A 12,076-nucleotide genomic window follows, 5' to 3' on the forward strand; every position below is an offset into this window, starting at 1 on the left:
TCCGAATAGTCCTTCATCGCCATCGGCGGTCTTCTCGCTTCCTCCGGATCAAGCAGATCCAGTATCAGCGTGTCCACCACTCAGGGGGAGGCCCCCGCGTTGTCAGTGCCCCCTGTCATCATCCCGCCATGCTCTACGACGCCTTGATGGCAGAATCCCGCAGGAGCGACTCGCTCGACGGCGTGCGGTCCGCCGCGCTCGACCGCGTCGGCTGGCTCGTCGACCTCCTGGAACGCCAACGCGCCGAGTTCCGGCGAGCCATGGGGCATGAGCGCCGGCGATCCGGGGCGGAGGGCGCGGCGACCCGGGCCGAGATCGACCGCCGGCTCGCGGCCTGCACGGACGAGGAGGGCAGGGCCGCGGTCCTCTGCCTCATGCTGGCCGCCCGCTTCGGCGGCACGAGCCTGTGGCAGTACGACGCCGAGATCGAGTCACTGATCTCCCGGCTGCGCGGCTGGACGCCCGACGAGGTCGCGGTGATGCTGCTCCGCGCCACCGAGTACGACATGGGCTTCTGGTTCGCCGGCTCACTGCGGCTGGTGCTGAACGCCGTCGACCAGCTCGACGCCGACGGCCGCCGCGCCGTCATGCCCTGGCTGCGGCATGCGCACACGCAGCTGATGAAGACCGCTGTCGAGGCACGCGGGCGCGCGTCGCTCGGCCAGCGCCTGCGCGTGCTGCTCGCGAGCGTGGACCAGGCGCACATCCCCGACGGGCTGATCCCCGCCCACGCTCCCTGGGCAGCCCCGTTGCGGGACCGTGCCAAGACCTCTCCGACGCCGGAACTGGCGGACTTCGCAAGGCACCTGGCGAGCCTGTCGGGTCCGCGTCCCGGCCAGAGATGGCGGCGGACGTGCCTCGACCTCGTGGAAGCGGCGGCGGCACGGGACCTCGTGGCCGACGTCCTGCGGGCGCTGGCCGAGGGCGATGCGCTGTGCAGCAGGACAAGCGGGGCGCACACCGGCTGGCTCGGCGGCGGTTACCACTACCACTACCTCGTCCACCAGAACGACGGGAACCTGGCGCGCGGCGCCGTCTGGGCGGCCGCGTTCGGTGAGCTGACGGCGAGTGCCGAGGTCCGCCGGGAGGCGCTCGTACGGATCCTGCCGCGTCTGAGGATTTCCGACCGGTGTGCGCTCGACGGCCGTTTCCTGGTCGTCCGGGGCGATGTGCGCACGTACAAGATCCATCTGGGCTCGGCCAACGTCCTGATGGGGCCGGACGACAGCTATCTGTGCATCGTCCCGTCACGCGGCAAGGGCGACGGCAAGGTCTTCCTGCCGTTCGAGGACGAACGGCTCTCCCTGATCCTGAGCAAGGCGTTCCTGCTCGCCGCCGACACGAAGATCACCGACGAGTCCATTCTCCTGCAGATCAAGCGAGGTGCCTGATGGCCACCGTGACGTTCCGGGACGAGACCGCGACGGGCAAGCCGGTCACCGAGTGGGAGGTCGCCGGTCTGCCGGAACGGATGACCGTACGGGAGCTGATCAGGCTCCGGGTCCAGGAGGAGGTTGCCCGGTACAACGCCCGCCCGGGCAACCACTTCAACGGCCTCGTCCGCCCCGACGACGCCGAGACCGAGCTGAACGGCTACCGTCTTCGTGAGTCCCGCCGCATCGACTGGGAGCGTCAGGCCGCGATCGCCGAACGGGCCTTCCTGGCCAACGGGTTCTTCGTGCTGGCCGGTGATCGCCAGGTCGAGGACCTCGACGAGGTCGTGGATCTCGGCGCCGACCCCGACCTGGTCTTCATCAAGCTCGTGGCCCTCGTCGGCGGGTGAGGGCCCGGCACTTTTTCATCGGGTGGTGTACCGGCAGGACGATGCCCTCGATCTTGGCGCGGTCGCCGTCCACGGCCGAGGACTCGGGGTAGGCGAGGGCACGTCATCGTCCTCGGCCTTGGCGCGGGAGGAGTCGCTGTCGTGATGGACGGCCGCCCTCGCGCCCTCGGCACCCAGGGCGGTGCTGGTCAGACCTCCGGCGGCCTGGGCATTCGCACCGATTCGGCGGTACGCGAACTCACGGCAGGTCGTCGCGCCCCAGCCACGCCGGCTTGACCGGCACCCCGTCCGCGTACCGCTCGACCCGCTCCACCGGCACGACCTGCTTGATGTGCTCCACCGGCTCGACGTGCTCTACCGGGTCGTCCGGTGCAGCGATGGGCTCGGTCGGCGCCTCCGCGGGTTCCGGGGCGGCGGGCGCGGCGGAGTCCTCCAGCAGTTCCGCCACCGTGAACCGCGTGGCGAAGGACTGCCATGCCCCGTCCACGACGACGAGGAAACCGTCGCCGTCCCGAAGGAGCCGACGCCGCCTGGGACTTCTGGGATGCTCGGGTGAGTGGCTCCGGGCCCGCCGTTCCAACTCCGCGAGCGCCTCAGCACGAGTTCCGGCGAGGTGTGCCACCACGTGGGCTTCCATGTGCTTGTGCTCCCCGGACCCCAACGTCGTCTCGACAACCAGTGCCCACGTCGTCATGTCCTCCGCCCCCTTCAGGTTCGTACTGCTGTCTACAGTAGAAGGCGCGGCGAGAACCCGGTTGCTGCCCCCGCTGGACAAGGTCCCGGCCGTTGCCGGTCTCGTCGGCCGGCCCACGTGCCGCCTCACGTCCAACGCCTTGCCAGGACCTCTCAGCGCGTTTCCTTCGGATCGCACGGCTCCATGGCGACATGCCGACCGAGGCCCGCGGGTGAGGGCGCGGCCCGGGCAGCGGTGTGGCACCTTCGGGGCGCAGCCCGTGCAGGTAGACCGCCACGTGCCGGACGGCGAGCGCCGCGCTTACCTCGCCGGGCAGATGTGGCATGGGCCGGCAGGCCATGGCAGCCGCGGTGATCAGGTCCTCCGCGGTGACATCGTCGCGTACGACGCCGGCGGCTTGGCCGGCCGCGATGATCTCCTCGACGCTGCTGTGAATGGAGTGTTGGAGTTCCTGCACCCGTGGGTCACGTACGACCGGTCCGCCGATCAAGGGGAGCACGAGGCGTTCGCGCTGTTCCACCACGCGCCGGAACAGCCGCTCCAACGCGCCTGCGGTGATCGGCCAGTTCCTGACGGGCCGCCTGCACCGCGGCCAGGCGGACTTCGAAGCCGTCGACGATGACCTGCCGGATCAGCGCGTCGCGGTCGGGGAACCGGCGATACAGGGTGCCTGCGCCCACCCCGGCACGGCGTGCGATGTCGTCGAGGGCCACCGCGGTGCCCCGCTGACCGTTTTGTTCTGCTGCGGCCCGGAGAGACCCGGCAGACTCGGGTCCCCTTGCCGCCCGGCTTCGGTGTCAAGGTCGCCACCGCTGACAGCGGAGGCCGACTCGCCGTCCTGGAGAACCGCCTGGACGTCGATGTCCCGCCCCACGTTCACGAGCTCATGGACGAGTTCGTCTATGTACTGGAAGGCGAGATGGAGATCGACTTCCAGGGGCGGACGTAGGGAAGATCTCTTCGAGGCCGGCCGCGCAGTCAGGGCCGCCAGTGGCGCGATGGACCTGGAGGAGGTCAACGTGGTCGGCGAGAAATACGGCATGCGCTACACCCAGGGCACGATGACCTTGGACCAGTAGCAGTGCTCGGTCCATGGAGGCTCGGTCCGTGCCCCCTGGGCGCCAGTCAGATGACACCCAGGCGGGCGAGCCGATGGCGGCGGGAAACGGCCTAGACGCCCTTACGGCGGAACCACCCGCGTCGGGGTGCGGGCGGCGCGGACGGGCCCGGGTGTGGCAGAGGGGAGGGGGCGGGATGTGGCAGGGGGGAGGGGGCGGGATGTGGCGCAGGGGCGGGGCCGGGGTGTGCGGGCGGGACCGGGCCGCCGTAGGGGGCCGGAGTCGGGGTCGGAGCCGGGCCGGGGTGGTTGTGGGGTGGTGTCGGGCCGGGGAACGGCGGCAGGGCCTTGAACTGATCGTGGAGGGTGACGGTCGGCGTGATGCGGCGCAGGGCGGCGCGCACCAAGGTGAGCGGGTGGTCGGGGAACTGGGCATCCCACTGCTCCAGGTCGGCCACGTGGTACGGCAGACCGCCGAACTGCCCGCCGCCGGCGTACGGGTGGGGCTGGAAATAGCCGGCCGGCCCCACCTGGTTCATCACCATGGCCTCCCGCAGGCCGGTCGTGGCGCCCTCCGCGGCCTGCACCTTCACCACGGTGCTGCAGCGGTCCTTCGGCAGCGTCCAACTGCCGATGAAGGCCTGTCCCTGCCTGCTCTGCAGCGGCATCTTGATCAGCTGGCGCAGCGCCGGGACGCCGTCCACGCTTCCCACCACCGCCTCGATGAGGCCGCCCCCGGATCCGGCGGCGCCCTGGGCGCTCCCGAACCGCAGCCGCTCCTGCTCGTGCAGCGGGGCCGGCAGGTCTGGGATGAGGGGAAAGAAGTGGACCGACAGGACGAGCCCCGCCGCATCGGTCCACAGGCCGGGCTCACGCTCGGTGAAACCTGTGAGGTCCAGGCCGGTGATCGGGGTCTGGGCGATCGAAGTCATGCTGATCATCATGCCGGTTCGGTGGGCCGGCGCCGTGGCCGGGACCCATGCGACCAGCGGCCCCTCGCCCAGCGGTTCCTGGGCGAGGGCACTCAGGTCGGCCCCGGCCCGTCGGGCCGGATTCAGTACGGCGGTGGTCCCGTCGCAGGTGTGTGGATTTGGCCCCCGCTGGTCCGCCGCCCGGGACTGGCGGACCAGCGCCTGGAAGGCGCCGTCGCGGGGTAAGTGGAACCTACGCCTCCACTGGCGGCGGCGGAAGACCTGTAGATGTGTGGTCCAGGTCATATTGACCCGGTCGGGCTGGAGGTCCGCGCCCCCTCTGCCGCCGGCCCATGGTCTGGGCCGTCGGGGCAGACCGGCGTGGGGATGGGGGCGGCGGCGGGCCGCTCGGACGCGGCGTGGGTGGCTGCGGGCGACCCGAGAAGATCCCGCCCGTCTCCTGTGTCGTGGCTGGGGCGCCTGTCGGCATGTTCTTCCCGGCCAGGGCCAAGTCGGCCGCCGAACGCGGTGCGGCCAGCTGACAGTTGTACGGGTCAAGGCGACGGCGGTTCTCTGTCCGGGGTGGGTCCGGAACGTGGTCAGCCGATGAGCGAGCGGAACTGTTCGATCGTGCGGCGTCGCATGGTGAGGAAGGCCAGCCAGGAGCCGTCGGCGTAGTGCAGCCGGAAGCGGGCCATCAGCTGGGTCCGTGGCCGGCGTTCGACGCGGGCCACCCAGGACCGCGGCACCTCCCACACCGGGGAGCCGTCCAGGGGCTGGACGAGTCCGATGCGCTGGTCGGTCACGCGCAGCAGCAGCGCGCCGGAGGTGTTCGGCATCTGCGCGGCGATGCTTCCGGCTCCACCGGATTCGGCGCCGACCGTGTTGACCAGATCGTTCGCGAGGGAACGGGTGATGCTCGGACCGAGGCCTTTGGCACTCTTGGCGGGGACGACGGTGCCGTAGCCCAAGAGCCGCTCAGCGGGCGCCAGTTGACTGAGGGCGGAACGCTCGTGGAGGACGGACATGCTCGTGATCATATGCCGTGCAGGCGGAGGGCGCGGCACCGGCCGTACCCGGAGCCGCCGCCGCTCGGCGGCACGGCGCGGCTGAACCGCCCTTCTCAGCTGCCGTTACCGGCTGAGGCCGGCAGGCTCAGTTGCCAGGAGACGCCGAACCGGTCGTTGATCCAGCCGAACTTCCTGCTGAACCCGTAGTCTCCCAGCGGCATGAGCTCCGTGCCCCGGTCGGCCAGGGCCGCGTAGAGGCGGTCGATCTCATGTTCGCTCTCGCACTGCACGAAGAGCGAGACCGCGGGTGTGAAGGTGAAGCCGTGCTTCGCGGGGCTGTCGATGCACATGAACTGCTGGCCGGCGAGTGAGAACGTCGCGTGCTGCACGCTCCCCTCCCTGCCCTCGCCCTCGGCACCGTAGCGGGTGACGCCGATGACCTCGGCGTCGTCGAAGAGAGAGACGTAGAAGGTCATCGCTTCCTCGGCGTGGCCTTCGAACATCAAGAACGTGGTGATCTTCTGCGACGTCGTGATCTCCATACCGCTCACTCCTCCAGCGCCTCAGGCAGCCAGCACGTGGCTACGGTATCCGGACCGGGCCCCGCCGAGCGGGAGCCGCTCACTCGGATCGCCCCGCCCTTCCGGCCGCTGTCCCCCCGAGAGGGTGTTCCTGCGCGTCCATCCGGAGCCGGTCACCGAGCGTGAGCCGGTGCGGGGGCAGAGGCTCTACGGGGTGGACCCCGCGCCATGAGGGCGGCCCGAAGTACGGACGGTTCGGCCCGGCGACGGGGCCGAACGGACCCTGTCGCACACCGGTCGGTTCGCCGGAGGGTGACGTGCTGTGCCCCCAGCGCGAGGCCCGGCGTGCGTCACACCCCGACCGCGCCCGAACCGGGAAGGACCACAGATGTCCCTCGACACGCAGCAGGTGTCCGCCGGACTCACGGACGAGGAGCTCGCCACCCTGGACGCCCACTGGCGCGCCGCGAACTACCTCTCCGTGGGTCAGATCTATCTCTTGGCCAACCCCTTGCTGACCGAACCGCTGCGGCCGGAACACGTCAAACCGCGGCTGCTCGGCCACTGGGGCACCTCGCCGGGCCTCAACCTGGTCCACACCCATCTGAACCGCGTCATCAAGGCCCGCGGCCTGGACGCCGTGTGCATCTGGGGGCCCGGCCACGGCGGTCCGGCCGTTCTGGCGAACTCCTGGCTGGAGGGGTCGTACACCGAGACCTATCCGGACGTCACCCGGGACGCGGCCGGCATGGCCCGGCTCTTCAGGCAGTTCTCCTTCCCGGGCGGGGTGCCCAGCCACGTCGCGCCCGAGACCCCGGGCTCGATCCACGAGGGTGGGGAGCTCGGCTACTCCCTGTCCCATGCCTACGGCGCCGCCCTGGACAATCCCGGACTGCTGGTCGCCTGTGTGATCGGTGACGGAGAGGCGGAGACCGGCCCGCTGGCCGCCTCCTGGCACTCGAACAAGTTCCTCGACCCGGTCCACGACGGCGCCGTGCTGCCGATCCTGCATCTGAACGGCTACAAGATCGCCAACCCGACGGTGCTGGCCCGCCTGCCCGAGGCCGAACTCGACCAACTCCTCCGCGGCTACGGCCACGAGCCGGTCCATGTCACCGGCGACGACCCGGCCGCCGTCCACCGTGCGATGGCCGAGGCGATGGACACCGCCGTCGACCGCATCGCCGCCCTGCAGCGCGCCGCCCGCCAGGACGGGGTCACCGACCGGCCCCGCTGGCCGGTGATCGTCCTGCGCACACCCAAGGGCTGGACCGGCCCGGCAGAGGTCGACGGACTGCCGGTCGAGGGCACCTGGCGCGCCCACCAGGTGCCGCTCGCGGCCGTCCGTGACACCCCCGAACACCTGCGCCGACTGGAGCAGTGGATGCGCTCCTACCGGCCCGAGGAACTGTTCGACGAGCACGGCGCCCCGCGCGCCCACGTGCTGGCCTGCGTCCCGCGGGGCGCCCGTCGGCTCGGTGCGACCCCGCACGCCAACGGCGGGCTCCTGCTGCGCGAGCTGCCCCTGCCACCGCTGGAGCGCTACGCCGTGGCCGTCGACAAACCCGGTGCGACCCTGCACGAACCGACCCGCGTGCTCGGCGACATGCTGCAGGACGTCATGGCGGCCACCTCCGGCCGGCGCGACTTCCGCCTCGTGGGCCCCGACGAGACCGCCTCCAACCGGCTCCAGGCGGTCTATGCGGCCAGCGGCAAGGCCTGGCAGGCCGCCACCCTCCCGGTCGACGAGCACCTCGACCGGCACGGCCGGGTGATGGAGATCCTGTCCGAACACACCTGTCAGGGCTGGCTGGAGGGCTACCTCCTCACCGGCCGGCACGGGCTGTTCTCCTGCTACGAGGCGTTCGTGCACATCGTGGACTCGATGGTCAACCAGCACATCAAGTGGCTGCGCACCACCCGCCGCCTGCCCTGGCGCGCTCCTCTCGCCTCCCTCAACTACCTGCTGACCTCCCATGTGTGGCGCCAGGACCACAACGGCTTCTCCCACCAGGACCCCGGCTTCGTCGACCACGTGCTGAACAAGAGCCCGGAAGTCGTGCGGGTCTACCTGCCGCCGGACGCCAACACCCTGCTGTGCGTGGCCGACCATGTGCTCCGCAGCCGCGACTACGTCAACGTCGTCGTCGCCGGCAAACAGCCGTGCTTCGACTGGCTGTCGATGGAACAGGCGAAGGTCCACTGCGCCCGCGGCGCCGGTATCTGGGAGTGGGCCGGCACCGAGGACGGCACGCGTGAACCCGACGTGGTGCTGGCCTGCGCCGGGGACGTACCCACCCAGGAAGTGCTGGCAGCGGCCCAGTTGCTGCGCCGCCACCTGCCCGGGCTCGTGGTGCGGGTGGTGAACGTCGTCGACATCGCCCGGCTCCAGCCGAGCGAGGAACACCCGCACGGTCTGGGCGACTTCGAGTACGACGGGCTCTTCACCGCGGACAAACCGGTGATCTTCGCGTACCACGGCTATCCGTGGCTGATCCACCGCCTCGCCTACCGGCGCACCGGTCACCGCAACCTGCACGTGCGCGGCTACAAGGAGATCGGCACCACGACCACACCGTTCGACATGGTGGTCCGCAACGACCTGGACCGCTACCGCCTGGTGATGGACGTCATCGACCGCGTCCCTGGTCTGGCCGTGCGGGCGGCGGCCGTACGCCAGCGCATGGAGGACACCCGGCAGCGCCATCACGTCTGGATCCGCGAGAACGGGACGGACCTGCCCGAGGTGGCGGACTGGTCGTGGGAGAGCTGATCTCGGCGCGGTCCCCGGCACCGGTGTCTCACCGCTGGACGTCTGCACCCGGCTCGCACCCGGGCGCGGAGAGCCCGCGACGAAACCGCTCCGTCCCGGGTACGGCCGGAGCCGAGGGGGACAGCCGGTCGGACGACGTGAGGCCGGCCGCCCTGACGGCCTACTGGTGACAGGATCGGGAAAGCCACACGGGCCGGCATGGCCACGCCTCCCCGGCCTCCACCCCGGCCGGCCCGCACCGGCCGCGGCGCCTCCCCGGCCTCGTCCCCGGCCGGCCCGCACCGGCCGCGGCCACCCGCACCGTGACCGGTATCGCTGGCATGGGGCCGCGCTGCACCGAGTTGTTTCGCCACCGCTGTCGGCCTGCAGCTGGGGTTCGGTGACCGACCTGGCACCGACCCGGCGCCGGTTGCGCGCCGGGCCGGCGAGGACACGTTCCACCCGTTGGCGGGGCGGCTGCCGCACTGCACGGACCAGGCGGGGCCGGCCTCGCCGCACGGACTGCGGCTGGTCGTGGCGGCCGCCTCCACGGCGGCAGCGGCGGCGCGACGGTCAGCGCCCGGTCGCCCTCGGCCTGGCGCGCAGTCAGATGTGCAACCCGGGAAAGCCGGTCCAGCGCAGCTCGGCCGGCAGATGGCGCATGTCGTTGGAGGCGAGGACGGAGGCCGGCCGACCGGGCGCGTATCGGATGACCGTGAGCGCGGCGTTGGCGTGGTTGAGGCCGAGCCAACGCCACTTCGGCGCATGCATGGCGTCCCGGACGAGCCAGGCGACGAGGAAGTTGTGGGTGACGACCAGTTCGTGCCGCTCCTCTTCTCCCCCGACCGGCCCGGTGAACAGCTCCAGCGCCCGGCGGGCCAGCGCAGGCCCGTGATCCCGCTCCTCGTCAGTGGCGCCGGCGAGGAAGCGCAGGAAGAAGTCCGCTGATTCCTCCGGGAGTTCGTCCCTCGCCGGCACATAGGGGACGTAGTCCCCGGCAACTTCCGATCCGTGGAGAGGGACGTTCTTCAGCTGGTCGCCAATGAGACGTGCCGTCTGCTCTGCCCGGGGCAGCGGACCATGGTGGACAGCGGCGAGGGGGGTGTCCCGGAGACGCCGGCCGAGCAGCGTGGCTTGCCGACGGCCGTCCTCTGTCAGCCCGCTCTCGTCCGGCGACGCCTCGCCGTGCCGCACGAGATAGAGGTAACGGGTGGCCGTGCCGGTCATCTCGAACTCCTTTGTGCTCATGAGTGATCTTGCGCACCCATGGACGCTGCCTCCTTCCGTGCCGGTTCCGACGGGCTGCGCTTCAGAGGTCATCCGGTTCGGATGCGCCTTCACCATGGCGACGCTCGGCGGCGCCGGACCGGGAGGAGCACGCCGGTCCCGGCGCCCGTGCAGCGCCGAAGTGCGGCCGGCGAGCGGGGCGGGCACAGTCTGTCTCCACCCGGGTGCGCCCGGTCCCGTTGTCGCTTCCGCAAATCCACCCCGTGGGATCCGTGCCTTCGCCGGCGGCTGGAGCTTGCTACAACCGAGGTCGTGAAATCAACGTCCTGCTCTGGGGGTTACGTTCATGGCCCCGGCCCGGCGGGTGCGGTCTACTGCGCGGCGTGAAGAGGATTCTGCTGATCGAAGCGCTCGCAAACTCGGGACCCTGTGTACTGGATGCCGCCCGCGCACTCGGCGCCCACGTCTTCGTCGCGACCCAGGAGGACGTCTACGAGAGCTACCCCGCCGCTCTGCGTGACAAGATCCACGGCACGGTGTTCACCGACCTCACCGACCCCGACCGGGCGCTGGCGGACCTGGCCGCGTTCGCCGAGGCGACGGGCATCGACGCGATCGCCGGCTGCCGGGAGTTCTTCACCCCGCTCGTCGCTCACCTGGCAAACCACCTGGGCCTGCCCGGGAACGACCCCCGGCGCGCCCAGGCGTGCCGGAACAAGGCGGACATGGCCCGGGCCTTTCACGCGGGCCACGTGCCCGCGCCGAGAACGGTCAGCGTGCACACGGCCTGGCAGGCGGCCCATGCCCTCGGCCGCGCCGGCGTCGGATTCCCGGTCGTCGTCAAACCCGCCGAGCGGGGCGTCTCCCGGAGCACCAGCGTGGCTGAGAGCCCCGAACAGCTCGACACCGCCGTACAGCACGCCCAGTCCTGGCCGATCGCCACCCCGCACGGCCTGCCCATGGACCAGCGTGTCGTCGTCCAGGAGTACGTCCCCGGCCCGGCGTTCAGCCTCGACACCGTGGTCTGGCGCGAGGAGCACTTCCACCTGCCCCTGGTCGAGAAGCACACCACCGGCGGCACCTACGGAGCCGAGACCGGTCACACGTGCCCCGCCGCCCTGCCGCCCGCCGATCTCCACGCCGTGCAGACGGCCGTCGAACGGGCCCTTTCGGCGCTCGGTATCCGCAACGGCGTAGCCCACACCGAACTCAAGATCCCGCCCCACGAGGGCCCCGTCGTCATCGAGGTGGGTGCCCGCCTGCCGGGAGACCACCTCGTGGACGTCGTACGCCGTGCCTCGGGCATCGACGCGGCCCGGGCCTACCTCCAGGCCGTCCTCGACGAGAAGCCGGACGTACCCGCGCCCCGCGACGGCGCGTGCGCGATCCGGTTCCTCACCCCGCCGCGCGCCGGGACCTTCCGCGGGGTGACCATCCTCGGCCGACACGACGGCCTGGTCGACCAGGAGATCACCACCCCGCCCGGTGCCGCCGTCGGCAGTGCCCACGGCAACCCGGCCCGCATCGGCCACCTGCTCTTCGCCGCCCCCACCCCCGCACAGGTCAACGCCGACGCCGCCCACGCACTCGCCCACACCCGCGTAGAAGTGAGCTGACACATGCAGCGCATCGCCTTCCTCCGGTCCGTCGACATCCAGCGGGCCGACCCCTACATCCACGGCATCGCCCCCGCCCTGGCGCAACTCGGTGCAGAAGCCCGCCTCTTCCTGGCCACAGCGCGTGCCTGGTACGCGTCCCCCGCGTACCAGGAGATCCTGAGGCTTCGGATCGACCACATCGAGGGGGACGTACTGCTGATCGAAGGCGTCGGACCGGAGTACGACCCACGGGAACGCGCAGCGAAGCCCGGGACGGAGGCGGACCGTCCCGCCGATGACAGCGAGGCCTGACGCGGGTCGGCTCCGCCGCCCGCATCGGCTCCGCCGCCCGCATCGGCTCCGCCGCCCGCATCGGCTTCGTCGCCGCTGACGTGGGCTCTCCCCGCCGCGGTTGCGCGCACTCGTCCAGGCCTCGGTCGGCGTCCCGCTCACGCGGTTGCGGCCATGGGAGCGACTGCGGGCGGCCCTCGCCTTCCCGCACGTGACCTGCGTGGGGCCTGAG

Annotated in this window: 13 protein-coding genes; 6 read left to right on the forward strand and 7 right to left on the reverse strand. The window is 71.3% G+C overall.

The genetic code is table 11. From position 1 onward, the window contains the following. The first annotated feature begins 128 nt into the window (after window positions 1-128). Window positions 129-1,391: a DUF7737 domain-containing protein gene (locus ACZ7GZ_RS32480; RefSeq protein ID WP_471029684.1), complete on the forward strand. Its 1,263-nt coding sequence runs from the start codon at window positions 129-131 to the stop codon at window positions 1,389-1,391. Then, window positions 1,391-1,783 carry a hypothetical protein gene (locus tag ACZ7GZ_RS32485; protein ID WP_471029685.1) on the forward strand — a complete coding sequence of 131 codons (393 nt, stop codon included), beginning with the start codon at window positions 1,391-1,393 and terminating at the stop codon, window positions 1,781-1,783. Before ACZ7GZ_RS32480 ends, ACZ7GZ_RS32485 begins: the two co-directional genes overlap by 1 nt. 238 nt (window positions 1,784-2,021) lie before the next feature. On the opposite strand, the gene ACZ7GZ_RS32490 is transcribed toward ACZ7GZ_RS32485, so the two are convergent. Genes ACZ7GZ_RS32490 through ACZ7GZ_RS32500 form a run of 3 tightly spaced genes read right to left on the reverse strand, consistent with a single transcriptional unit; the run spans window position 2,022 to window position 3,190 of the window. Beyond that, complete coding sequence (locus ACZ7GZ_RS32490; protein WP_471029686.1) at window positions 2,022-2,477, reverse strand: hypothetical protein; 456 nt, start codon at window positions 2,475-2,477, stop codon at window positions 2,022-2,024. Further along, window positions 2,377-3,000, reverse strand: a complete 624-nt coding sequence (locus ACZ7GZ_RS32495; protein WP_471029688.1) for an SbtR family transcriptional regulator — start codon at window positions 2,998-3,000, stop codon at window positions 2,377-2,379. The genes ACZ7GZ_RS32490 and ACZ7GZ_RS32495 overlap by 101 nt, the downstream gene beginning before the upstream one ends. Further along, a complete protein-coding gene (locus tag ACZ7GZ_RS32500; protein ID WP_471029690.1) occupies window positions 2,942-3,190 on the reverse strand; it encodes a helix-turn-helix domain-containing protein in 249 nt (82 codons plus the stop codon). Before ACZ7GZ_RS32500 ends, ACZ7GZ_RS32495 begins: the two co-directional genes overlap by 59 nt. 65 nt (window positions 3,191-3,255) lie before the next feature. On the opposite strand from ACZ7GZ_RS32500, the gene ACZ7GZ_RS32505 reads away from it, so the two are divergent. After that, window positions 3,256-3,426 carry a hypothetical protein gene (locus ACZ7GZ_RS32505; protein WP_471029692.1) on the forward strand — a complete coding sequence of 57 codons (171 nt, stop codon included), beginning with the start codon at window positions 3,256-3,258 and terminating at the stop codon, window positions 3,424-3,426. A 221-nt stretch (window positions 3,427-3,647) separates the two neighbouring features. Here the strand turns inward: ACZ7GZ_RS32505 and ACZ7GZ_RS32510 are convergent, their stop codons facing one another. The 3 genes from ACZ7GZ_RS32510 to ACZ7GZ_RS32520 form a co-directional block, all read right to left on the reverse strand. Further along, the gene (locus tag ACZ7GZ_RS32510) at window positions 3,648-4,466 is read right to left on the reverse strand and encodes a hypothetical protein (protein ID WP_471029694.1); all 819 of its coding nucleotides are present in this window, start codon (window positions 4,464-4,466) and stop codon (window positions 3,648-3,650) included. 578 nt (window positions 4,467-5,044) lie between these two features. Beyond that, entirely contained in the window at window positions 5,045-5,473 is a 429-nt protein-coding gene (locus ACZ7GZ_RS32515; protein ID WP_471029696.1) for a hypothetical protein, read from the reverse strand. 95 nt (window positions 5,474-5,568) lie between these two features. Next, complete coding sequence (locus ACZ7GZ_RS32520) at window positions 5,569-5,997, reverse strand: VOC family protein (protein WP_471029697.1); 429 nt, start codon at window positions 5,995-5,997, stop codon at window positions 5,569-5,571. 367 nt (window positions 5,998-6,364) lie between these two features. Between ACZ7GZ_RS32520 and ACZ7GZ_RS32525 the strand changes: the two genes are divergently transcribed. Beyond that, a complete protein-coding gene (locus tag ACZ7GZ_RS32525) occupies window positions 6,365-8,749 on the forward strand; it encodes a phosphoketolase family protein (protein WP_471029698.1) in 2,385 nt (794 codons plus the stop codon). A 585-nt stretch (window positions 8,750-9,334) separates the two neighbouring features. Here the strand turns inward: ACZ7GZ_RS32525 and ACZ7GZ_RS32530 are convergent. Beyond that, window positions 9,335-9,955 carry a histidine phosphatase family protein gene (locus tag ACZ7GZ_RS32530; RefSeq protein WP_471029777.1) on the reverse strand — a complete coding sequence of 207 codons (621 nt, stop codon included), beginning with the start codon at window positions 9,953-9,955 and terminating at the stop codon, window positions 9,335-9,337. A gap of 383 nt (window positions 9,956-10,338) precedes the next feature. Here ACZ7GZ_RS32530 and ACZ7GZ_RS32535 point away from each other — a divergent pair, with 383 nt between their 5' ends. Then, window positions 10,339-11,571: an ATP-grasp domain-containing protein gene (locus ACZ7GZ_RS32535; RefSeq protein ID WP_471029700.1), complete on the forward strand. Its 1,233-nt coding sequence runs from the start codon at window positions 10,339-10,341 to the stop codon at window positions 11,569-11,571. A gap of 3 nt (window positions 11,572-11,574) precedes the next feature. Beyond that, window positions 11,575-11,865 (forward strand): DUF1330 domain-containing protein, encoded by a 291-nt coding sequence (locus tag ACZ7GZ_RS32540; RefSeq protein ID WP_471029702.1) that lies wholly within the window; start codon window positions 11,575-11,577, stop codon window positions 11,863-11,865. Window positions 11,866-12,076 lie beyond the last annotated feature (211 nt).

The organism is Streptomyces sp. NPDC037288 (assembly GCF_055603265.1).